The organism is Kosakonia sacchari SP1 (assembly GCF_000300455.3).
GTDB lineage: Bacteria > Pseudomonadota > Gammaproteobacteria > Enterobacterales > Enterobacteriaceae > Kosakonia > Kosakonia sacchari.
Genome location: NZ_CP007215.2, coordinates 2,218,061 through 2,240,181, shown reverse-complemented (window position 1 = coordinate 2,240,181; position 22,121 = coordinate 2,218,061). Strand labels below are relative to the sequence as shown.

20 protein-coding genes, 3 pseudogenes and 1 other annotated feature are annotated in these 22,121 nt (G+C 53.8%); of the genes and pseudogenes, 13 read left to right on the top strand and 10 right to left on the bottom strand.

Annotation, left to right across the window (positions count from 1 at the left end; translation table 11 throughout):
• Positions 1-54: 54 nt before the first annotated feature.
• Positions 55-149, top strand: a sequence feature (Trp leader region).
• Between the two features lie 26 nt (positions 150-175).
• From C813_RS33660 to C813_RS33635, 6 genes and pseudogenes are all read left to right on the top strand, one after another.
• A pseudogene (locus C813_RS33660) lies at positions 176-1,737 on the top strand (anthranilate synthase component 1).
• Complete coding sequence (gene trpD / locus C813_RS33655) at positions 1,737-3,332, top strand: bifunctional anthranilate synthase glutamate amidotransferase component TrpG/anthranilate phosphoribosyltransferase TrpD (protein ID WP_017457182.1); 1,596 nt, start codon at positions 1,737-1,739, stop codon at positions 3,330-3,332. Before C813_RS33660 ends, trpD begins: the two are co-directional and overlap by 1 nt.
• Before the next feature lie 3 nt (positions 3,333-3,335).
• Complete coding sequence (trpCF, locus tag C813_RS33650) at positions 3,336-4,694, top strand: bifunctional indole-3-glycerol-phosphate synthase TrpC/phosphoribosylanthranilate isomerase TrpF (RefSeq protein WP_017457181.1); 1,359 nt, start codon at positions 3,336-3,338, stop codon at positions 4,692-4,694.
• Positions 4,695-4,706: 12 nt separating this feature from the next.
• On the top strand, positions 4,707-5,900 hold the full coding sequence (gene trpB / locus C813_RS33645) for a tryptophan synthase subunit beta (protein ID WP_017457180.1): 1,194 nt from the start codon (positions 4,707-4,709) through the stop codon (positions 5,898-5,900).
• Positions 5,900-6,708, top strand: a pseudogene (gene trpA, locus C813_RS33640) (tryptophan synthase subunit alpha). Before trpB ends, trpA begins: the two are co-directional and overlap by 1 nt.
• A gap of 133 nt (positions 6,709-6,841) precedes the next feature.
• Positions 6,842-8,083: a chloride channel protein gene (locus tag C813_RS33635; protein ID WP_025263595.1), complete on the top strand. Its 1,242-nt coding sequence runs from the start codon at positions 6,842-6,844 to the stop codon at positions 8,081-8,083.
• Between the two features lie 300 nt (positions 8,084-8,383).
• Here C813_RS33635 and ompW read toward each other — a convergent pair whose 3' ends face one another.
• Positions 8,384-9,019, bottom strand: coding sequence for an outer membrane protein OmpW (gene ompW / locus C813_RS33630; protein ID WP_017457177.1), 636 nt, complete (start codon positions 9,017-9,019; stop codon positions 8,384-8,386).
• A gap of 281 nt (positions 9,020-9,300) precedes the next feature.
• Between ompW and C813_RS33625 the strand changes: the two genes are divergently transcribed.
• The 4 genes from C813_RS33625 to yciA all read left to right on the top strand — a co-directional run bounded on the left by C813_RS33625 (position 9,301) and on the right by yciA (position 11,566).
• Positions 9,301-9,705, top strand: coding sequence for a YkgJ family cysteine cluster protein (locus tag C813_RS33625; RefSeq protein ID WP_017457176.1), 405 nt, complete (start codon positions 9,301-9,303; stop codon positions 9,703-9,705).
• A gap of 24 nt (positions 9,706-9,729) precedes the next feature.
• On the top strand, positions 9,730-10,473 hold the full coding sequence (locus C813_RS33620; RefSeq protein ID WP_017457175.1) for a YciC family protein: 744 nt from the start codon (positions 9,730-9,732) through the stop codon (positions 10,471-10,473).
• A gap of 51 nt (positions 10,474-10,524) precedes the next feature.
• On the top strand, positions 10,525-11,067 hold the full coding sequence (locus tag C813_RS33615; RefSeq protein WP_016495852.1) for a septation protein A: 543 nt from the start codon (positions 10,525-10,527) through the stop codon (positions 11,065-11,067).
• A gap of 100 nt (positions 11,068-11,167) precedes the next feature.
• On the top strand, positions 11,168-11,566 hold the full coding sequence (gene yciA / locus C813_RS33610; RefSeq protein ID WP_017457174.1) for an acyl-CoA thioester hydrolase YciA: 399 nt from the start codon (positions 11,168-11,170) through the stop codon (positions 11,564-11,566).
• A 26-nt stretch (positions 11,567-11,592) separates the two neighbouring features.
• On the opposite strand, the gene tonB is transcribed toward yciA, so the two are convergent.
• Positions 11,593-12,312, bottom strand: a complete 720-nt coding sequence (gene tonB, locus C813_RS33605) for a TonB system transport protein TonB (protein WP_017457173.1) — start codon at positions 12,310-12,312, stop codon at positions 11,593-11,595.
• Between the two features lie 220 nt (positions 12,313-12,532).
• Between tonB and C813_RS33600 the strand changes: the two genes are divergently transcribed.
• Positions 12,533-12,829 carry a YciI family protein gene (locus C813_RS33600; protein WP_016495849.1) on the top strand — a complete coding sequence of 99 codons (297 nt, stop codon included), beginning with the start codon at positions 12,533-12,535 and terminating at the stop codon, positions 12,827-12,829.
• Between the two features lie 195 nt (positions 12,830-13,024).
• Here the strand turns inward: C813_RS33600 and C813_RS33595 are convergent, their stop codons facing one another.
• The 3 genes and pseudogenes from C813_RS33595 to C813_RS46955 form a co-directional block, all read right to left on the bottom strand.
• Entirely contained in the window at positions 13,025-13,363 is a 339-nt protein-coding gene (locus C813_RS33595) for an SMR family transporter (RefSeq protein WP_017457172.1), read from the bottom strand.
• An 18-nt stretch (positions 13,364-13,381) separates the two neighbouring features.
• Positions 13,382-14,001 (bottom strand): annotated as a pseudogene (locus tag C813_RS33590) (LysE family translocator).
• Positions 14,002-14,066: 65 nt separating this feature from the next.
• Positions 14,067-14,240 (bottom strand): YciY family protein, encoded by a 174-nt coding sequence (locus C813_RS46955; protein ID WP_017457170.1) that lies wholly within the window; start codon positions 14,238-14,240, stop codon positions 14,067-14,069.
• Positions 14,241-14,380: 140 nt separating this feature from the next.
• Here C813_RS46955 and cls point away from each other — a divergent pair, with 140 nt between their 5' ends.
• Positions 14,381-15,841, top strand: coding sequence for a cardiolipin synthase (gene cls, locus C813_RS33585; protein ID WP_017457169.1), 1,461 nt, complete (start codon positions 14,381-14,383; stop codon positions 15,839-15,841).
• Positions 15,842-15,871: 30 nt separating this feature from the next.
• Complete coding sequence (locus C813_RS33580; protein ID WP_016495844.1) at positions 15,872-16,201, top strand: HI1450 family dsDNA-mimic protein; 330 nt, start codon at positions 15,872-15,874, stop codon at positions 16,199-16,201.
• Positions 16,202-16,259: 58 nt separating this feature from the next.
• Here the strand turns inward: C813_RS33580 and oppF are convergent, their stop codons facing one another.
• From oppF to oppA, 5 genes are all read right to left on the bottom strand, one after another.
• Positions 16,260-17,264, bottom strand: a complete 1,005-nt coding sequence (gene oppF / locus C813_RS33575) for a murein tripeptide/oligopeptide ABC transporter ATP binding protein OppF (RefSeq protein WP_016495843.1) — start codon at positions 17,262-17,264, stop codon at positions 16,260-16,262.
• Positions 17,261-18,274 (bottom strand): ABC transporter ATP-binding protein, encoded by a 1,014-nt coding sequence (gene oppD / locus C813_RS33570; protein ID WP_017457168.1) that lies wholly within the window; start codon positions 18,272-18,274, stop codon positions 17,261-17,263. Before oppD ends, oppF begins: the two co-directional genes overlap by 4 nt.
• Before the next feature lie 11 nt (positions 18,275-18,285).
• Positions 18,286-19,194 carry an oligopeptide ABC transporter permease OppC gene (gene oppC, locus C813_RS33565; protein WP_016495841.1) on the bottom strand — a complete coding sequence of 303 codons (909 nt, stop codon included), beginning with the start codon at positions 19,192-19,194 and terminating at the stop codon, positions 18,286-18,288.
• A gap of 14 nt (positions 19,195-19,208) precedes the next feature.
• Positions 19,209-20,129 (bottom strand): oligopeptide ABC transporter permease OppB, encoded by a 921-nt coding sequence (gene oppB, locus C813_RS33560; RefSeq protein WP_017457167.1) that lies wholly within the window; start codon positions 20,127-20,129, stop codon positions 19,209-19,211.
• A 128-nt stretch (positions 20,130-20,257) separates the two neighbouring features.
• Positions 20,258-21,889, bottom strand: coding sequence for an oligopeptide ABC transporter substrate-binding protein OppA (gene oppA / locus C813_RS33555; protein ID WP_025263594.1), 1,632 nt, complete (start codon positions 21,887-21,889; stop codon positions 20,258-20,260).
• Between the last annotated feature and the right edge of the window lie 232 nt (positions 21,890-22,121).

The following is a 22,121-nucleotide window of genomic DNA, read 5'->3' as shown; positions in this document are numbered from 1 at the left end:
GTACGCAAGTTCACACGACAAGGTATCGCAAACATGAATGCACATTTCTCTGTTACTCGCTGGTGGCGCACTCCCTGACAAGGGCTGTGAGATCACGTGCGCATTCAGCATACCGATACCAGGCCCGCTCACACAGCGGGCTTTTTTTTGAACAAAATAAATAATGAGAGCGACTATGCAAACGCAAAAACCAGCACTCGAACTTCTGACCAGCAACGCCAGCTACCGCAGTAACCCGACAGCGTTGTTCCATCAATTATGCGCTGCCCGCCCGGCAACCCTGCTGCTGGAATCAGCGGATATTGACAGTAAAAGTGACTTAAAAAGCCTGTTGCTGGTTGATAGCGCATTGCGTATCACCGCACTTGGTGACACTGTCACCATTACAGCATTAACCGAAAATGGTACAGCACTTCTGGGTCTGCTCGATAACGCGCTGCCTGCCGGGGTGGAAAACACCTTGCTGTCCGATGGGCGCGAACTGCGATTCCCGCCGGTCAGCAGTCTGCTGGACGAAGACGCCCGCCTCTGCTCGCTCTCTGTGTTTGATGCTTTTCGCTTATTACAAAATCTGGTCGATGTTCCTTCCGATGAACGCGAAGCCATGTTCTTCGGCGGCTTGTTCGCGTATGACCTGGTGGCCGGTTTTGAAGATTTGCCGCAGCTTACGCACGATCGCCGTTGCCCGGATTACTGCTTTTATCTCGCCGAAACCTTACTGGTGATCGACCACCAGAAACAGCAAACGCGTATACAGGCCAGCTTATTTACCCCTTCAGCACAGGAAAAAGACCGCCTGCTTCAGCGCATCGACACCCTGCGCCAGCAGTTGGATCGGCCTGCCGAGCCGTTGCCGGTCGAAAAAATTGAACATATGCGCTGCGACTGCAACCAGAGTGATGAAGAGTACGGCGCAGTGGTTCGCGACATGCAAAAAGCGATTCGTGCGGGCGAGATTTTTCAGGTAGTACCGTCTCGTCGCTTTACCCTGCCTTGCCCTTCACCGCTGGCGGCTTACGAAGTGCTAAAAAAGAGCAACCCCAGCCCGTACATGTTCTTCATGCAGGATAACGATTTCACCCTGTTCGGCGCCTCACCGGAAAGCTCGCTGAAATACGACGCCAGCAACCGCCAGATTGAGATCTACCCTATCGCCGGCACACGCCCGCGCGGACGCCGCCCGGATGGTTCGCTGGATCGCGATCTTGACAGCCGCATTGAGCTGGAGATGCGTACCGATCACAAAGAGCTGTCAGAACACTTGATGCTGGTGGATCTGGCGCGCAATGATCTGGCGCGCATTTGCACCCCGGCAGCCGCTATGTCGCCGATTTGACCAAAGTCGATCGCTACTCTTACGTCATGCACCTGGTTTCACGCGTGGTGGGTGAACTGCGTCAGGATCTTGATGTTCTGCACGCCTACCGCGCCTGCATGAACATGGGCACCCTGAGCGGTGCGCCAAAAGTGCGCGCAATGCAGTTAATCGCCAAAGCAGAAGGCTCACGTCGCGGTAGCTACGGCGGTGCGGTGGGTTATTTCACCGCCCATGGCGATCTGGATACCTGCATCGTGATTCGTTCTGCGTGGGTGGAGGACGGTGTGGCAACGGTACAGGCAGGCGCGGGTGTCGTGCTGGATTCCGTTCCGCAATCTGAAGCCGATGAAACCCGTAATAAAGCCCGCGCGGTTCTGCGCGCTATCGCCACCGCACACCACGCTCAGGAGACTTTCTGATGGCTGACATTCTGCTGCTTGATAACATCGATTCCTTTACTTACAACCTGGCGGATCAGCTGCGTGCGAGCGGACACAACGTGGTGATTTACCGTAACCATGTTCCGGCGCAAACCTTGATCGACCGGCTTGCGACAATGCAAAACCCGGTGTTGATGCTCTCGCCAGGCCCTGGCGCGCCGTCTGAAGCGGGCTGCATGCCGGAGCTGCTGACACGGATGCGCGGCAAGTTACCGATTATCGGTATCTGCCTCGGTCACCAGGCGATTGTTGAAGCCTATGGCGGCTACGTCGGCCAGGCAGGTGAAATCCTGCACGGCAAAGCCTCAAGCATCGAACACGATGGTCAGGCCATGTTCGCGGGCTTAAGCAACCCGCTTCCCGTTGCGCGTTACCACTCGCTGGTGGGCAGCAACATCCCGGCAGGATTAACCATCAATGCCCATTTTAACGGCATGGTGATGGCAGTACGTCACGACGCCGATCGCGTTTGTGGTTTCCAGTTCCACCCGGAATCGATTTTGACCACGCAAGGTGCTCGTCTGCTTGAGCAAACGCTGGCCTGGGCGCTGCAAAAACTGGAGCAGACGAATACGCTGCAACCGATTCTGGAAAAACTCTATCAGGCGCAAACACTCAGCCAGCAGGAGAGCCACCAGCTTTTCTCTGCGGTGGTGCGCGGCGAGCTGAAGCCGGAACAACTGGCGGCCGCGCTGGTGAGTATGAAAATTCGCGGTGAACATCCCAACGAAATTGCCGGAGCCGCCACCGCACTGCTGGAGAATGCCGCGCCATTCCCGCGTCCGGACTATGCGTTTGCCGATATCGTCGGCACCGGCGGCGACGGCAGCAACAGCATCAATATTTCCACCGCCAGTGCATTTGTCGCTGCTGCTTGCGGCCTGAAAGTCGCCAAACACGGCAATCGCAGCGTTTCGAGCCGTTCCGGCTCATCAGATTTGCTGGCGGCATTTGGTATTAATCTGGATATGAACGCCGATAAATCGCGTTCTGCGCTGGATGAGCTGGGTGTCTGTTTCCTGTTTGCGCCGAAGTATCACACCGGTTTTCGCCACGCGATGCCGGTACGCCAGCAGTTGAAAACCCGTACTCTGTTCAACGTGCTCGGCCCGTTGATCAACCCGGCGCACCCGCCGCTGGCACTGATCGGTGTTTACAGTCCGGAGCTGGTGCTGCCGATTGCCGAAACCCTGCGCGTTCTCGGTTATCAGCGTGCGGCAGTCGTGCATAGCGGCGGCATGGACGAAGTGTCACTGCATGCACCTACACTGGTTGCTGAGTTGCATGATGGCGAAATCAAAAGTTACCAACTCACCGCTGCCGACTTTGGCCTGACGCCGTACCATCAGGAGGCGCTGGCGGGCGGGACACCGGAAGAAAACCGTGACATTCTGACACGCTTACTCCAGGGTAAAGGTGAGGCCGCGCATGAAGCCGCCGTCGCCGCCAATGTCGCCATGCTGATGCGTCTGCACGGCGAAGAGGATTTACAGGCCAACGCGCAAAAAGTTCTGGATGTGCTGCACAGCGGAGCAGCCTACGACAAAGTCACCGCACTTGCGGCAAGAGGATAAAAAATGCAGACCGTTTTAGCGAAAATCGTCGCCGATAAAGCCTTATGGGTAGCAGCGCGCAAGGAGCAACAACCGCTGGCCAGTTTTCAGAACGATGTCGAGCCAAGCACGCGTCGCTTCTACGATGCCCTGCAAGGTGCGCGGACAGCGTTTATTCTGGAGTGCAAAAAAGCCTCGCCCTCCAAAGGCGTGATCCGCAATGATTTTGACCCGGCGCGTATTGCTGCTATCTACAAACATCATGCGTCGGCGATTTCCGTGTTGACGGATGAAAAATATTTCCAGGGCAGTTTTGATTTTCTGCCGATTGTCAGCGGTATCGCGCCGCAGCCAATCCTGTGCAAAGACTTTATTATCGACGCTTATCAGATTTACCTGGCGCGTCACTACCAGGCAGATGCGTGCCTGCTGATGCTCTCGGTACTCGACGATGAGCAGTACCGCCAGCTTGCCGCCGTCGCGCACAGTCTAAATATGGGCGTGTTGACGGAAGTGAGTAATGAAGAAGAGTTGCAACGCGCTATCTCACTGGAAGCGAAAGTCGTCGGCATCAACAACCGCGACCTGCGCGATCTTTCCATCGATTTGAACCGCACCCGTGAGCTTGCTCCGCGCCTTGGCACAGGTGTGACGGTCATCAGCGAGTCTGGCATCAACACTTATGCCCAGGTGCGTGAACTCAGCCATTTTGCCAATGGTTTCCTGATTGGCTCCGCGCTGATGTCCCATGACGATCTCGATGCGGCGGTGAAACGTGTTTTGCTGGGTGAAAACAAAGTGTGCGGGCTGACCCGCCCGCAGGACGCGCAGGCGGCACATCAGGCCGGTGCAATTTATGGCGGCTTGATCTTCGTTGCCAGTTCCCCACGCGCCGTAACGCAAGCGCAAGCACAAGCGGTGATGCAGGCCGCACCGCTGCAATATGTCGGTGTGTTCCGTAATGCCACGCACGAAGAGGTGGTGGCGAAAGTTAACGCACTGAATCTGGTTGCCGTTCAACTGCACGGTGATGAAGACCAGGCCTATATCGATACGCTGCGTGAGCGTCTGCCGGCGAAGACACAAATCTGGAAAGCGCTCAGCGTTGGCGACAGCCTGCCCGCGCGGCGCTTCCAGCAGGTCGATAAATATGTGTTTGATAACGGCCAGGGCGGCAGCGGCAAAAGTTTCGACTGGTCGCTGCTGGCAGGCGAACCGCTGGATAATGTGATTCTTGCTGGTGGCCTGAGCGCAGACAATTGCGTGCAGGCGGCCAAAACCGGCTGTGCCGGACTCGATTTTAATTCAGGCGTGGAGTCGGAACCGGGTATCAAAGATGCCAGCAAACTGGCCTCGGTTTTTCGCACACTGCGCGCTTATTAAGGAAAGAAGATAATGACGACACTACTGAATCCCTATTTTGGCGAGTTTGGCGGAATGTTCGTTCCGCAAATCCTGATGCCGGCGCTGCGCCAGCTCGAAGAAGCTTTTGTCAGCGCACAGAGCGATGCCGAATTTCAGCAACAATTTAACGATCTGCTGAAAAATTATGCCGGACGTCCGACCGCGCTGACCAAATGCCAGAACATTACCGCCGGTACGCGCACCACGCTTTACCTCAAGCGTGAAGATTTGCTCCATGGCGGCGCGCACAAAACCAACCAGGTGCTGGGTCAGGCGCTGCTGGCAAAACGTATGGGCAAAACCGAAATTATCGCCGAAACGGGGGCCGGTCAGCATGGCGTGGCCTCGGCGCTGGCGAGCGCTCTGCTGGGTCTGAAATGTCGCATCTATATGGGCGCAAAAGATGTGGAACGCCAGTCACCAAACGTGTTCCGCATGCGCTTAATGGGCGCGGAAGTGATCCCGGTACATAGCGGCTCCGCCACGCTGAAAGATGCCTGTAACGAGGCGCTGCGTGACTGGTCTGGAAGCTATGAAACCGCGCACTATATGCTGGGCACTGCGGCGGGTCCGCACCCATTCCCGACCATTGTGCGCGAGTTCCAGCGCATGATCGGCGAAGAGACCAAAGCGCAGATCCTTGAAAAAGAGGGGCGTCTGCCGGATGCCGTTATCGCCTGCGTGGGCGGCGGTTCTAATGCTATTGGCATGTTCGCCGACTTTATAGACGAAATGTCTGTTGGCCTGATCGGGGTGGAACCAGCGGGTCACGGTATCGAAACTGGCGAGCATGGCGCGCCGCTGAAACATGGTCGCGTTGGCATCTATTTTGGCATGAAATCGCCGATGATGCAGACAGATGAAGGCCAGATCGAAGAGTCTTATTCTATCTCTGCGGGTCTCGATTTCCCGTCTGTCGGGCCGCAGCATGCGTACCTTAACAGTACGGGTCGTGCCGATTATGTTTCCATCACCGATGACGAAGCGCTGGAAGCCTTCAAAATCCTGTGCCGCCATGAAGGCATTATTCCAGCGCTGGAATCTTCGCACGCCCTCGCCCATGCGCTAAAAATGATGCGCGAGAACCCGGACAAAGAGCAGTTGCTGGTGGTGAACCTTTCCGGGCGCGGCGACAAAGACATTTTTACCGTACATGACATCCTGAAAGCGCGAGGGGAAATCTGATGGAACGCTATGACAATGTATTTAAACAGCTGAGCGCGCGCAAAGAAGGTGCATTCGTTCCCTTCGTCACACTGGGCGATCCGTCTCCGGAACTGTCGCTAAAAATCATTGATACGCTGATTGAAGCGGGTGCGGATGCGCTTGAGCTTGGGATACCGTTTTCCGACCCGCTGGCGGACGGTCCAACCATTCAAAACGCCACGCTGCGCGCCTTTGCCGCAGGCGTGACACCGTCACAATGTTTCGAAATGCTGGCAGCTATTCGCCAGAAACACCCAACGATCCCCATTGGCTTGCTGATGTACGCCAACCTGGTTTTCAGCCGGGGAATTGACGAATTCTATGCCCAGTGCGCAAAAGTCGGCGTCGATTCTGTGCTGGTCGCGGATGTGCCGATTGAAGAGTCCGCGCCATTCCGCCAGGCGGCTTTGCGCCATAATATCGCGCCCATCTTTATCTGCCCGCCAAACGCGGACGACGATCTGCTGCGCCAGATTGCCTCTTATGGCCGGGGATACACCTACCTGCTTTCGCGCGCCGGGTAACGGGCGCGGAAAACCGTGCGGCGCTGCCTCTGCACCATCTGGTGGAAAAACTTACCGAGTATCACGCTGCGCCTGCGCTGCAGGGTTTCGGTATTTCCGCACCGGAGCAGGTGAGCGCTGCCGTAGAAGCAGGTGCCGCCGGCGCGATTTCCGGTTCCGCGATTGTGAAAATCATTGAGAAAAACCTCACCAACCCAACGGCTATGCTGGCTGAACTGAAAGCCTTTGTGCAGAGCCTGAAAGGTGCTACTTTGCCGCGTTAACCTCCCGCACCGCCTGTTGATTCAGGCGGTGTACTTTCCTGTTTATCCGCACATTTTTCCTGACGCATTGTTAAAAGGTTCATATTTTCTGTGGAATAATAATCCTAAAAATTATGAGACCGATAAAAACAACATGCGTGAGATCCCTGATTCCTGCTGGCAACGTCGCTGGCTGGCCCTGCTGCTGACCGGGCTACTTTCCGGTGCGGCTGGCATGTTGATTGCCCTTCTCCTTCATGCCATCCAGCACCTCGCTTTTGGTTATAGCCAGCAATCGCTGATTGGCGGCGCGCCGTTCCTGCAGGGCGTAACGGATGCCAGCGCCCTGCGCCGTTTTGCTTCTCTTGCTGCTGCAGGTGTGGTGGCTGGCTGGGGCTGGTGGCTCCTGGCACACTATGCAAAAAAACGCGTCAGTGTTGGCGCTGCGCTCAAAGATGTTCAACGCCCGATGCCTGCTTTCACCACCATAACTCATGCGCTCTTGCAAGTTGTTACCGTGGCGATGGGCTCGCCGCTAGGGCGTGAAAGCGCACCGCGTGAAGTTGGTGCCCTGTTTGGCGGTGGGATCGCAAGGCATATCGGCTTAAATGTACAAGAAACCCGACTGGTGATCGCCTGCGGCGCCGGTGCCGGGCTGGCGGCGGTGTATAATGTCCCGCTGGCGGGCGCGATTTTTACCCTTGAGGTACTGCTGGTCACGATCAGTTGGGATGCGGTCATTGCCGCCATTGTCACCTCCGCCCTCGCCGCGTTCGTGACATCGCTGGTGCTGGGCAACGAGCGGCAGTATCTCTTTACTGCTCCCGCAGCGCCCCTCTCTTTGATTATCTGGGCAACCTTATCCGGTCCGTTATTCGGCTATGCTGCCAGTCTGTTCCGGCGGATGACCAAAAATGCACGGGCGCAGGTGAAAAGCAACTGGCAGATGCCGGTCTTCTGCTTTATCGCTTTTGCCTGCCTCGGCTTGCTCGCTATCTGGTTTCCGCAATTACCAGGCAACGGGCGCGGTCCGGTACAGCTGAGTTTCGGCGGAGACGTTACGCTGCCGCTGGCGGCAATGTTGATTGGGTTAAAAGTGCTAAGTATCTGGATGGTGCTACGCAGCGGAGCCGAAGGAGGTCTGCTCACGCCCGGGCTGGCGATCGGCGCCCTGCTGGGTGCGCTGATGTTCCTGCTGGTAGGACAGTTTTTCCCCGATGGCAGTATGGCGGAATTCGCACTGACTGGCGGCGCGGCTTTTCTCGCCTCATCCATGCAAATGCCGCTCACCGCCATTGTGTTGCTGATGGAATTCACCGGCATGGATTTCAGCTTTTTTGTGCCGCTGACGCTCTGCGTTGCGGGTGCATATATGACCTGCCGCTATTGTGAGTAGCGCATTTCGGGGCGTTCGTTTGTGGTGCTGAATGTGTCAGCGGGCTTGTCGTGAATGCGCCATAGCTACGCGAAAGAAAGTCAGACGTTGGCATTCGTAATACGTCATTTCGCCTTCTGTTGCGCTACATTGTGTCTGAACAAATGAGAGTTTAACCGCTGCTTACAGTGTCTCTGTGTCTGATGTGCGCAGCGCGAGGGTGTTAGAAAACGGTTTAATACGCTGAAAGATACCCGCATGGTGATGTGGTGCAGAAATGCGTGGAAACTGGTTATCGATAAACCAGTTTCCACAATACGCTTAAAAACGGTAGCCAGCAGAGAACATAAACACCCACGGATCCAGGCGAGTATGTACGCTTTGTTGCTCACCATTCGCTTTAAAACGCACATCCGTATCGATATCCATCCACCATACGGACATGTTAATCAGCCAGTTGCGGTTGATTAAGTAATCCACACCGGCTTGCCCTGCCACGCCCCAGGAGTCTTTCAGGCTCAAATCCGACAGCCCGGCTTCTTTCCCGGTATCGTTAAATTTCTCATCAAAGAAAGTGGTGTAGTTTACCCCTGCCCCAAGGTACGGGCGCAGTTTGCTCTGTGAATCACCGAAATACCACTGCGCCATTAATGTCGGCGGCAGGTGGTGCACAGTGGCGATGTCGCCGGTTGGACCGGTGCCAACGCGGTGACGAAACGGCGTCGCGGCCAGTAATTCAACGCCGATATTGTCGGTCGCCATCCAGCTCATCGTCACACCCAGTTGGGTGTTATTGCTGACATTAAAACTGCCCAGAGCGCCTAAAACGTTATCTGAACCTTCCGTCGGACGTACCGTCGCGGAACCGGCTCGAATGAAAAACTCGCCAGCTTCATGCGCGTATACACCTGTAGAAAGACTACTCAGGATCAATGCTGCCACGGCTAACTTCTTCATATCCACTCCATGTTTAAGGTTTTTATCGCGCCGTGAATATACCTATAACTGAGTACAAAGTGATCCAACACAGATCACACTTGACCCCGTAATTTAACATTCATTGATCTGGGTTAATTTTCACTACTCGCTACACTCATTAACTTTTGTATTTAAATCAATTTTCGCTTTGTGGGGTGGTTAAAAAAATATCTGTTCGCCCATCTTGTGCGCCTTCTTCGGCAGCGATAATTTATTGGCCTGACAATTTATGTTGATGCGTCGTTAAATGCAGGTGCGCTATGAGTGATATCAATCCGTGCATGTCGTGCGGAGCCTGTTGTGCGTATTTTCGAGTCTCTTTCTACTGGGCAGAAGCGGATGACGCTGGCGGCCCTGTCCCGGCTCACCTCACCGAGCCGCTAACCCCCTTTCTGCGCTGTATGAGCGGAACTAACCAAAAGCAGAGCCGCTGCACGGCGCTACAAGGTACGCCAGGCGAGTCGGCCAGCTGCAGTATTTATGCGAACAGGCCGTCGCCATGCCGGGAATTTGCGATGTCCGGCGAAGAGGGAAAGGTCAATGAAGCCTGCGATCGTGCTCGCGCGCGCTACGGTTTAGCGCCTCTTTACAAAGATATGCTTTTCCATACAAGCAGCGATGCTGCCACTGAGAGTGTATTCGGGGTACAATTGCCCGCAATTTAACACCGCTATACTCAAGGAGAGTGCATGTCTATCACGGCGAAGTCCGTTTACCGTGACACGGGGAATTTTTTTCGTAATCAGTTCGTTACCATTTTACTGATCGCGTTGCTTTGTGCGTTTATCACATTCTTGCTGGGGAGCGCCTTTAAGCCCAGTGAAGAGCAGCTCTCCATTTTAAGTGAAGGGGATAATCTCGCAGGCAGCGTCGGGTTGTTTGAACTGGTGCAGAATATGACGCCGGAGCAGCAACAAGTGCTGCTGCGCGCCTCTGCGGCGTCGACATTTTCCGGGCTTGTGGGCAACGCCATTCTCGTCGGTGGTGTGCTGCTGATGATCCAGATGATTTCGGCGGGTCAGCGTATCAGCGCCTTGCGGGCGATTGGTGCCAGTGCGCCACTGTTGCCGAAGTTATTTTTACTGATCCTGCTGACCACGTTTATCGTGCAAATTGGCATCATGTTTGTGATTGTCCCAGGCGTCATTCTGGCGATCCTGCTCGCGTTCGCCCCGGTGATAGTGGTGCAGGATAAAACAGGGATTTTCGCTGCTATGCGTAACAGCATGCGCCTTGCCTGGGCAAATATGCGTCTTGTGGCTCCGGCGGTAATAGGATGGTTGCTGGCGAAAACATTCCTGCTGCTGTTCGCACATAACTTTGCGGTGTTCACTGTGGAAGGCGGCGAAGTGATTGCCAATACGTTGAGCAACCTGATTTCAGCGGCGCTGCTGGTTTATCTGTTCCGCCTCTATATGTTGATGCGTTCGTGATTGTTCCGGTTGCCTGCGTCTGCGGGCAACCCCTTATGATGGAATCGTAGAATGAAGCAGTTTCTTGATTTTCTGCCGTTGGTGGTCTTTTTCGCTTTTTACAAACTGTACGATATCTATGCAGCGACCACTGCGCTGATTATCGCGACCGCTATCGTGCTGATTTACAGCTGGGTGCGCTATCGCAAAGTGGAAAAGATGGCGTTGATAACTTTTGTGCTGGTCGCCGTATTCGGCGGGTTGACCCTTTTCTTCCATAACGATGAGTTTATCAAATGGAAGGTGACAGTGATTTATGCCCTGTTCGCTGCAGCGCTGCTCTTCAGCCAGTGGGTAATGAAAAAGCCGCTGATCCAGCGCATGCTCGGCAAAGAGATCGCGCTGCCGGAGGCCGTTTGGGGCAAGCTGAACATCGCCTGGGCGCTGTTTTTTATTCTGTGTGGTCTGGCAAATATCTACATTGCCTTCTGGCTGCCGCAGAATATCTGGGTGAATTTCAAAGTGTTTGGCTTAACCGCCCTGACCCTTCTCTTCACCGTGCTGAGCGGCGTTTATATCTACCGCCACATGCCCGCGCAGGACGACAAATCCTGAGACTAAAAGCCAGGCCACCGCGCCTGGCTTTTTTCTTTCCGAACGCCCCGCATTCGTAGTAGCATCCCGCCATAAATCCCTCATAGCAGAAGAGATAACAATGACAACCCTTCAGGACACTCCCCAGGGAGATCTTGTTTTACGCACATTAGCAATGCCAGCAGACACCAATGCCAACGGCGATATCTTTGGCGGCTGGTTAATGTCACAAATGGATATTGGCGGGGCAATACAAGCCAAGGAAATTGCGCATGGTCGCGTGGTGACGGTGCGCGTTGACGGCATGACGTTTCTTCGCCCGGTGGCGGTCGGCGACGTGGTGTGCTGCTACGCACGCTGCGTTAAACGGGGCAACACGTCGGTGACGATTAATATTGAAGTGTGGGTGAAGAAGGTCTCGTCCGAGCCAATTGGTCAGCGTTATAAAGCGACGGAAGCGCTGTTTATTTACGTCGCAGTGGATAATGAAGGTAAACCGCGCCCGTTACCTCAGGCATAAGAAAAAGCCTCCTTACGGAGGCTTTTTTATTCCATTGAGGCGCCGCCGTTCAGGCGGAACACGATATTCACAATTAATCCCGAACCCGGTTTCCCGGCCTCATAACGCCACTTGCGCATTGCCGTTTTTACTTCACGCTCGAACATATTTGCCGGTTGCGCTGACAGCACTTCGACATTTTCAACACGGCCATCTGAGGTGACATCAAACTTCACTTTTACCCGACCTTCGATACGCAGCGCTTGCGCGCGGGCCGGATACTGCGGTTGATTACGGCTCAGCGCACGCGGGCCGGCAGGAACAGCCGGCGCTGGCTGGGTTGCCGCCGACGGGGTCGGATTCGCGACCGGGCGCGCGGGCGCGTTATTCTGAAACGGCGAGGCCGGTTGCGGAGTTACCGGTTTGACTTCGCGCTTCGGCTGCTCGACCTTTTTCTCCGGTTTCGGCTTTGGCTTAGGTTTTGGCTGCGGTTTGGGCTTTTCAATCACCACAGGCGCTTCTTTCGGTGGCTCAGGAACCGGCTCAGGCTCGGGTTCCGGCTCAACAACCGGCTCCGGCGGTTGAGCAACTTGAGGTGGTTCCAGATCGGCAGGCGCTACCATAGTGACCGAAATGGGCTGCGCAGGTGCGGGCAGTTCAACGACCTGATGTACCGATGTATAGAGCAGACCCGCCACGACGGCACCGTGAATACCAACAGACAACAGCGTTGGCCAGGGAAAGCGGCGAGGTAAATCGAGGGTCATTGAAGTCATAATCGTGTCAGTTAAAAATCCAGAGCTAGATTTTAAATGCAAATAGCAATCATATTCAACAAGCCATCGCATACGCGGGCAATTTAGTCAGGTAAACGGGCAAAAAAGCCGCATATTTTGCAAGGATGTTACCGCCATTACCATCTTTACATTGCAGTCGTGCCACCTTTCACATACGGTATGGCTTTCTTTTCTGTGAGGAGTTCTGCCCGTGCTGTACGTTATTTTTGCTGAAGATATTGCTGACTCGCTCGAAAAACGTTTGTCCGTGCGCCCTGCCCATCTGGCGAGACTGCAACTGCTGCACGATGAAGGCCGCCTGCTGACTGCTGGCCCAATGCCCGCTGTCGACAGCAACGATCCGGGAGCGGCGGGTTTCACTGGCTCGACGGTGATTGCTGAGTTTGAATCGCTGGAAGCGGCGAAATCCTGGGCAGAAGCCGATCCCTACGTTGCTGCCGGGGTTTACCAGAACGTGACGGTGAAACCGTTCAAAAAAGTATTCTAAAAAGAAAAGACCCGCCACGGCGGGTCTTTTACTTTAAAATCTGCTTCAGAACCTGGCGGCACTTCACATCCGGCTGGTGAGTTCAGCACCTGCGCAAATCGCGGCGTATTAACGAACTCGCCCGACACCGATATATATGCTCGTCTGCTGCGAAAGAGATTTTTTAACAGGCAGATTGCTCTGGCGGTTTATTATTTAATGCCCAACGCTTTTGGAAAAAAGATTAATAATCACCACCCCGGCGATAATTAATCCCATCCCCATGATTGCCGGCATATCCAGTTTTTGCCCGTGTACAAGCCAGCCAGCAAGACCTATCAGCACAATACCGGCACCGGACCAGATGGCATAAATCACTCCGGTTGGAAGAGTGCGCATAGTAATTGTCAGGCACCAGAAGGCAATGCAATACCCGGCGATACTGATAAAGCCGGGTAACAAACGGGTAAAGCTGTCGGAAGATTTCAGCGCCGTGGTGGCAATCACTTCCATCACAATGGCAATACCGAGAAATATAAAGGCTTCTTTATTCATATGGGTTACCGGACAATATTAACGTTTACTGAGCGCCAGACGGGTGGCAAACAGCAAAAAAACCATCCCAGTGCAGCGATCCATCCAGCGTATAACTTTTTCTTTACGCAGGAATGACGCCAATGGGCGCGTGGCAGAAATCAGCAGCGTCGACCAGCAGGTGCCCAGTAAAAGATGAATAAAAACCAAGCCAAACGTCCACGCGATTAACGGTTGCCCCTGCGGAATAAACTGCGGCAAAAATGAGACATAAAAAATGCCCACTTTCGGGTTAAGCACGTTGCCGAACATCCCTTTGATAAACCAGTTTTGCGATTTCGTTTCGCTTGCGTCCACCGCAGCAAACGATCTGCGTGGGCGCAGCAGCATATTCAGGCCCAACCAGCATAAATAGGCAGCGCCGCAATATTTCAGGAGATTGTACGCCAGCTCAGATACCGCGATCAGCGCGCCCAGGCCAAACGCCACCATTGCGCCCAGATAAGACAACCGGTGTTGATCCCCATCTGCGCTTTAAAAGCCTCTTTGCGCCCTTCAACTGTCGCAGTGCGTAGTATCAGCGCCGTATCCAGCCCCGGTGTTAACGTCAAAAGCGTGGCAGCGAAGGTAAAAGCCAAAAGACTATCCATGACCGACATACGACAACTCCCTCTTTAGCATTAAGCCCAGAAACGATCGCGGGCACCTGTTTGGTGCCCGGATATTAAAGATCGTAAATAGCGAATAACAGCACATTACGATGACGGTTTACGCCACATTTCCTGATGGCGTGGATGCGCATATTGCGACGTGATTGCGCTTCCAGCCAGCGCGCTTTACGGCGGCTCATCTGCCGCAGCATACGCCAGCGCCCCACTTCCGTTCGACTACGCTTCATTTTTACAACTCAAAACTTAACAGAAACGCCATTATAGTCCGTCAACTTCGCCAGGCCAGCGCTTTTCAGCGTTTTTATTTGCCAGATGAATGCGGATGCGTACACTCATGAAATACGGTTTTTTTAAAAGGATTTTATCTATGTCCGCTTTTTACACGGTAATGAGTTGGCTGATTGTCTTAGGTTACTGGCTACTGATTGCTGGTGTAACACTGCGCATATTGATGAAACGCCGCGCTGTCACCTCCGCGATGGCGTGGTTATTGATTATTTACATCCTGCCGCTGGTTGGGATCATCGCCTATCTTTCCCTGGGTGAACTGCACCTTGGAAAACGTCGTGCCGAGCGCGCCCGCGCTATGTGGCCTTCCACCGCCAAGTGGCTGAATGATCTGAAAAATTTCAAACATATTTTTGCGACAGAAAACAGCGGTGTGGCGTCATCGCTTTTCAAGCTCTGCGAGCGACGCCAGGGGATCGCCGGGGTTAAGGGCAACCAGTTGCAGCTACTCACCTCGACTGATGATGTTATGCAGGCATTAATCCGCGATATTCAGCTCGCACGCCACAATATCGAGATGGTGTTTTACATCTGGCAACCCGGCGGAATGGCGGATCAGGTGGCCGAATCGTTAATGGCCGCAGCGCGCCGCGGCGTGCACTGTCGCCTGTTGCTGGATTCCGCGGGCAGCGTGGCGTTTTTTCGCAGCCCGTGGGTAACCATGATGCGAAACTCCGGTATTGAAGTGGTCGAGGCGCTGAAGGTGAATTTAATGCGTGTTTTTCTGCGCCGCATGGATTTACGCCAGCATCGAAAAATCGTGTTGATAGACAATTACATCGCCTACACTGGCAGCATGAATCTGGTCGATCCGCGCTTCTTTAAACAAGATGCTGGCGTCGGTCAATGGGTCGATTTGATGGCGCGGATGGAAGGTCCGATCGCTACGGCAATGGGGATTGTTTACTCTTGTGACTGGGAAATAGAAACCGGAAAACGCATTCTTCCCCCGCCGCCTGATGCCAACATCATGCCTTTTGAGGAAGCCAGCGGGCACACCATTCATACCATTGCTTCCGGACCAGGGTTTCCGGAAGATCTGATCCACCAGGCATTGCTAACCGCCGTCTACGCATCACGCGAATATTTAATTATGACCACGCCCTATTTCGTGCCCAGCGACGACCTGCTGCATGCGATTTGTACGGCGGCGCAGCGCGGTGTGGACGTGAGTATTATTCTGCCGCGTAAAAACGATTCGCTACTTGTCGGCTGGGCCAGCCGGGCCTTTTTTGGCGAGTTGCTGGCCGCAGGCGTAAAGATTTACCAGTTCGAAGGCGGTTTGTTGCATACCAAAAGCGTGCTGGTTGATGGCGAACTGAGTCTCATCGGTACCGTGAATCTGGATATGCGTAGCCTGTGGCTGAATTTCGAAATCACGCTGGTGATTGACGATGCTGGTTTTGGTGGCGATCTGGCGGCCGTGCAGGATGATTACATCTCCCGCTCCCGCTTACTTGATGCGCGTTTGTGGATAAAACGGCCGTTCTGGCACCGCATTGCTGAACGACTGTTTTACTTCTTCAGTCCGTTGCTGTAAAACGTGCCCAACAGACGTGAAGAGGTAATCATGGAAATGGATCTGAATAATCGCCTGACCGAAGACGAAACCCTTGAGCAGGCTTACGACATCTTCCTCGAACTGGCAGCGGACAATCTCGACCCGGCGGACATCATTCTTTTCAACTTACAGTTTGAAGAGCGTGGCGGCGCTGAGTTGTTTGATCCGGGCGAAGACTGGCAAGAACATGTAGATTACGATTTAAACCCGGACTTCTTCGCTGAGGTGGTCATTGGCCTTGCGGATACCGATGGCGGCGAGATCAATGACATTTTCGCACGCGTATTACTGTGCCGCGAAAAAGATCACAAACTTTGCCATATTCTCTGGCGCGAATAAGCGCGGAAAGAGAAAAGAAAAAGGGCTGACAGTTGTCAGCCCTTTTTATATGCGTGGATTATAGCGGGTCGACTTTCAGGCAGGAGACCGCATGACGGAAGCTGCCCTCCAGCACCGGACGTGTCTGCGCGCACTCAGGCCCGGCAATCGGGCAGCGAGTACGGAACACACAGCCCGACGGCGGGTTGATTGGTGACGGCAAATCCCCTTCCAGCAACTGTATTGTCTTGTTCTTTTCCCGATCCGGGTCCGGAACCGGCACCGCCGACATCAGCGCTTTGGTATACGGGTGCAGCGGGTTCTGGTACACCTCATCATAAGTGCCTAGCTCTACCGCATGGCCGAGGTACATTACCAGCACACGGTCGGAGATATGCTTCACTACCGCCAGATCGTGAGCGATAAAGATTAGCGACAGCCCCATTTCACGTTGCAGTTGCTGCAGCAGGTTAACGACCTGCGCCTGAATTGATACATCCAGCGCGGAAACCGGCTCATCACAAATGATCAGTTTCGGTTCGAGGATCAGCGCGCGGGCAATACCGATACGCTGACACTGACCACCGGAGAACTCATGCGGATAGCGGTTAATCAGGTTCGGCAGCAGCCCCACTTTCATCATCATCGTTTTAACGCGATCGCGCACTTCCTGGCGCGACATTTTCGGATGATAGGTGCGCAGCGGTTCGGCGATGATTTCACCGATGGTCATACGTGGGTTCAATGATGCCAGCGGATCCTGGAAAATCATCTGGATATCGCTGCGCACGTCGCGCCACTCTTCCTGCTTCATGCCCAGCAGATCTTTACCCAGCCAGGCCACTTTTCCGTCGGTGGCTTTCACCAGGCCAATAATGGCACGGGCGAAAGTTGACTTGCCGCAACCGGATTCACCTACTACGCCGAGGGTTTCCCCTTCGTACAGACGCAGCGTAACGCCATCAACTGCTTTCAGGGTTTTCGGCGGTTGCCAGAACCACTGCTTGCCATCTTTGATGTCGAAATGCACCTTTAAATCGGCGATTTCCAGCAGCACTTTTCTCTCATCAATCGCGGTATTCATACCAGTTCCTCCACCGATTTAAAGCAGGCGCGCAAACGGCCCGGGGCAAACTCCTCCAGCGGTGGAGCACTGTTACAGATTTCCATCGCGTGCGGGCAGCGCGGCTGGAACGGGCAGCCTTTCGGCAGCCGCAGCAAGTTCGGTGGGTTACCCGGAATGGTCAACAACGCTTCGCCTTCCGTGTCGAGGCGCGGTACCGCATTCAGCAGGCCGATAGAGTACGGATGCGATGGCTGGTAGAACACATCACGCGCTTTGCCATACTCCATGGTACGGCCAGCGTACATCACCAGCACTTTGTCACAGATGCCGGCAACAACACCCAGGTCATGGGTGATCATAATAATTGCGGTGTTGAATTCGCGTTTCAGCTCGTTCAACAGGGTCATGATCTGCGCCTGTACCGTCACGTCCAGCGCGGTAGTCGGTTCATCGGCGATAAGCAGTTTTGGTCGGCACATTAATGCCATTGCAATCATGACACGCTGGCGCATACCACCGGAAAACTCGTGCGGATACATGCGCATGCGTTTACGCGCTTCCGGCATTTTTACTGCATCGAGCATTTTGACGGACTCTTCAAATGCTTCCGCTTTGTTCATGCCTTTGTGCAACATCAGGACTTCCATCAACTGCTCACCCACGCGCATATACGGGTTCAGCGAAGTCATCGGGTCCTGGAAAATCATCGAGATCTGCTCGGCGCGCAGTTTGTTCAGCGCCTGCTCCGGCAGGTTAAGGATCTCTTTGCCGTTGAACGTCGCCGAGCCGCCAATGCGCCCGTTCGCCGCCAGCAACCCCATCAGCGCAAACGCCGTCTGGGATTTACCGGAACCCGATTCACCCACGATACCCAGCGTTTCACCGGCACGCAGCGAGAAGTTCAGGTCATTCACCGCCGTGACGTCGCCATCCGGGGTCTGGAAGGTAACACGCAGATCTTTCACGTCCAGCAGGAGATTGGATTGCTGCTGCGTCGCCGACGCGAATGAGGTTTCAGTTATGCTCATAACAGCACTCCTTAACGATCTTTCGGATCGAGGGCATCACGCAGGCCATCGCCGATAAAGTTAAAACAGAACAAAGTGATAACCAGGAAACCTGCCGGGAACAGCAGCAACCACGGCGACACTTCCATCGAGTTCGCACCGTCGCTTAACAGCGCGCCCCAGCTGCTCAGCGGCTCCTGGGTACCCAGGCCGAGGAAGCTCAGGAAAGATTCGAACAGAATCATGCTTGGCACCAGCAGTGAGGCATACACCACCACCACGCCCAGTACGTTTGGCACAATGTGGCGCACAACGATATTCGCGGTAGAAACCCCGCCGACCTGCGCCGCTTCGATAAACTCTTTACGTTTCAGGCTCAAAGTCTGGCCACGCACAATACGAGCCATATCGAGCCAGGAAACCATGCCGATAGCAACAAAAATGAGCAGAATGTTTTGCCCAAAGAACGTCACCAGCAGGATCACGAAGAACATGAACGGGAAGGAGTTGAGGATCTCCAGCAAACGCATCATCACCGAGTCCGTTTTGCCGCCCAGGTAACCGGAGAGTGAACCGTACAGCGTTCCCAGAATTACAGCCACCAGCGCGGCGGCAATACCGACCATCAGCGAGATACGCCCGCCGATCGCCACGCGCACCAGCAGGTCGCGACCGGAAGAGTCAGTACCAAAATAGTGACCGGACTCCATATCCGGCTTGCTGGACATCATGCCCCAGTCGGTATCGAAATAACTAAACTGCGACAGCATCGGCGCTAATGTCACAAACAGGGCTATCAGCAACAATACAATTAGGCTAGCTACCGCAGCGCGGTTATGCATAAAGCGACGGCGTGCGTCCTGCCACAGGCTTCGTCCTTCGACTTCAAGTTTTTCACTGAAGTTTTCCAGCGCCTCGCTGTTTTTCTTACTTAACATCATGGCGAACTCCAGTATTAATAACGAATCTTCGGATCGATAACGGCATAGAGCACATCAACAATCGCGTTAAACATGATAGTCAGCGTACCGACCAGAATGGTAAGACTTAATACCAGAGAATAGTCGCGGTTCAGCGCGCCGTTAACGAACAGCTGGCCGATACCTGGCAGACCATAAATGGTCTCGATAACCATGGAACCGGTAATGATGCCGACGAACGCAGGCCCCATGTAGGAGAGCACCGGCAAAAGCGCAGGCTTGAGCGCATGGCGGAAAATGATTCGGCGCATCGGCAACCCTTTCGCACGCGCTGTGCGGATAAAGTTGGAGTGCAGAACTTCAATCATCGAACCGCGGGTGATACGTGCAATGCTGGCGATGTAGGCCAGAGACAACGCCACCATCGGCAGGATCATGAATTTCAACGCCCCACCGTTCCAGCCACCCGCCGGCAGCCACTTCAGTATGATGGCAAAGATCATCACCAATAACGGTGCAACAACAAAACTCGGGATAACAACCCCGGTCATTGCCAGCCCCATCACCGTATAGTCCCATTTGGTGTTTTGGTTAAGCGCGGCGATAACACCGGCCGTAACGCCAAAGACAATGGCCAGAATAAAGGCCGCCGCACCTAATTTTGCGGAAACCGGGAAGCTTGCCGCTACCAGGTCATTCACCGTGTAGTCTTTGTATTTGAATGACGGCCCGAAATCGAAATGCGCCAGCTGCTTCAGATAACTGAAATATTGCGTGGTGATCGGGTCGTTTAAATGATATTTCGCTTCAATATTCGCCATGACCTCTGGCGCCAGCGCACGTTCACCGGTAAATGGACTTCCCGGTGCGAGACGCATCATAAAGAACGAGATGGTAATAAGAATGAAAAGTGTTGGGATCGCTTCAAGACAGCGACGTAGGATAAATTTCAACATTGCCCGTACCTTCTGGCCTGTGCCTTTTACACATTCTCTTTCAGGCGGTTAAGCCTGCGACCGATGTGTGTTCTGGTGCGATAAAATAAGACACTGTGGGGCAGGTAACCCTGCCCCACTCATTGCCATTAATGCTTGATAATATACAAGTTTTTAACGTAGATATTATCCATCGGGTCTTTACCTGTGTAGCCACCAACCCAGGTTTTTACCAGACGGGCGTTCACATAGTAGTAAACCGGAACGATCGCCGAGTCTTTATCCAGTTGCTGTTCAGCTTTGGAATAAAGCTCACTGCGCTGTGCTTCGTCAGTGACTTTCAGCGTGTCGCCGATCAGCTTGTCAAACGCCGGGCTCTTATAGTGCGCGGTGTTGTTGGAGCTGTCAGAAAGCATGGTGTTCAGGAAGGAGGTCGGCTCGTTGTAGTCCGCACACCAGCCCGCACGTGCAACATCAAAGGTGCCCTGATGACGCGTGTCGAGGAAGGTTTTCCACTCCTGGTTTTCCAGCTTCACGTCTACGCCAAGGTTTTTCTTCCAGATGGAAGCCACAGCAATCGCCAGTTTTTTATGCAGATCGGAGGTGTTATACAGCAGGCTGAACGACAGCGGTTTGTCTGCGGTGTAGCCCGCTTCGGCCAGCAGTTTTTTCGCTTCTGCGTTGCGCTGTTCCTGGGTCATTTTGAACCAGGCCGGTTCAGTCAATTTTGCACCATCGGTGTACGGCGGCGTGTAGCTGTATGCCGGCAGATCGCCCTGGTTTTTCACTTTGTTGACGATGATGTCGCGATCCAGCGCCAGTTTCAGCGCGGTACGAACGCGAACGTCTGTGAACGGGGCTTTCTGGTTGTTAATTTCGTAGTAGTAAGTACACAGGTACGGGTCAACGTGTACTTCTTTAGGGATCTCTTTTTTCAACTTCTGGAACAGTTCGATCGGCATGTTGTTATAAGTCATGTCGATTTCGCCGCTGCGGTAGCGGTTAACGTCTGTTACTTCAGAAGAGATTGGCAGGTAAGTGACCTGGTTAATAACGGTTTTCGCGTTATCCCAGTAATTGGTGTTGCGCTCAAGAACGATACGTTCGTTGACCACCCAATCTTTCAGTTTGTAAGCACCGTTGGTCACGATGTTCGCCGGCTGGGTCCATTTTTCGCCGAATTTTTCAATGGTGGCTTTAGGCACAGCGGAAACAGATGGGTGAACCAGCAGTTTATAGAAATAAGGAACTGGCTCGCTCAGGGTGACTTCAAAGGTGTAATCATCAATTGCTTTTACGCCAAGGTCGCTGGTCGGTTTTTTGCCAGCGATAACATCGTCGATATTGGCGATGTGACCGTACTGCAGATAGCTCGCATACGGAGAAGCGGTTTTCGGATCCGCCAGGCGCTGCCAGCTATAAACAAAATCATGCGCCGTTACAGGCGTACCGTCGGACCATTTCGCATTTTTACGCAGATGGAAGGTCCAAACTTTAAAATCTTTATTATCCCACGTCTCTGCAACACCAGCCGTCGGGTGACCCTGAACATCGGAGATCAGCAGACCTTCAAACAGGTCGCGGTTGATGTTGGATTCAGGAACCCCTTCGATTTTATGCGGGTCGAGAGATTGAACTTCAGAACCGTTGTTACGAACCAGCGTTTGCTTCTCCGCCAGTTGAACGCCTGCCGGTACATCGGCAGCCATTGCCGCGTTACCGGTAATCAGTGCAGTCAAAATCCCCGCAGCTACCAGACTTTTCTTTGTGATGATGGACATTGTGTTGTTACTCCACTCATTATAATTACTGACGTTCACGCCAGCGTGTTTCATCCCCTGTTGGGGGCCTGTATAGCGCAGGAGCTTTTTGGCGCTATCAGACATCTTTTTTTACTGCTGCTATCACCGACTTTTTTATTACGGACTGCTCAAACGGCAATCTTGCGTCGATTCTGTTACGCGCCTCCCCTGTCGAGGCGCGCGGTATTCACTATGACAACCGTTTTATATG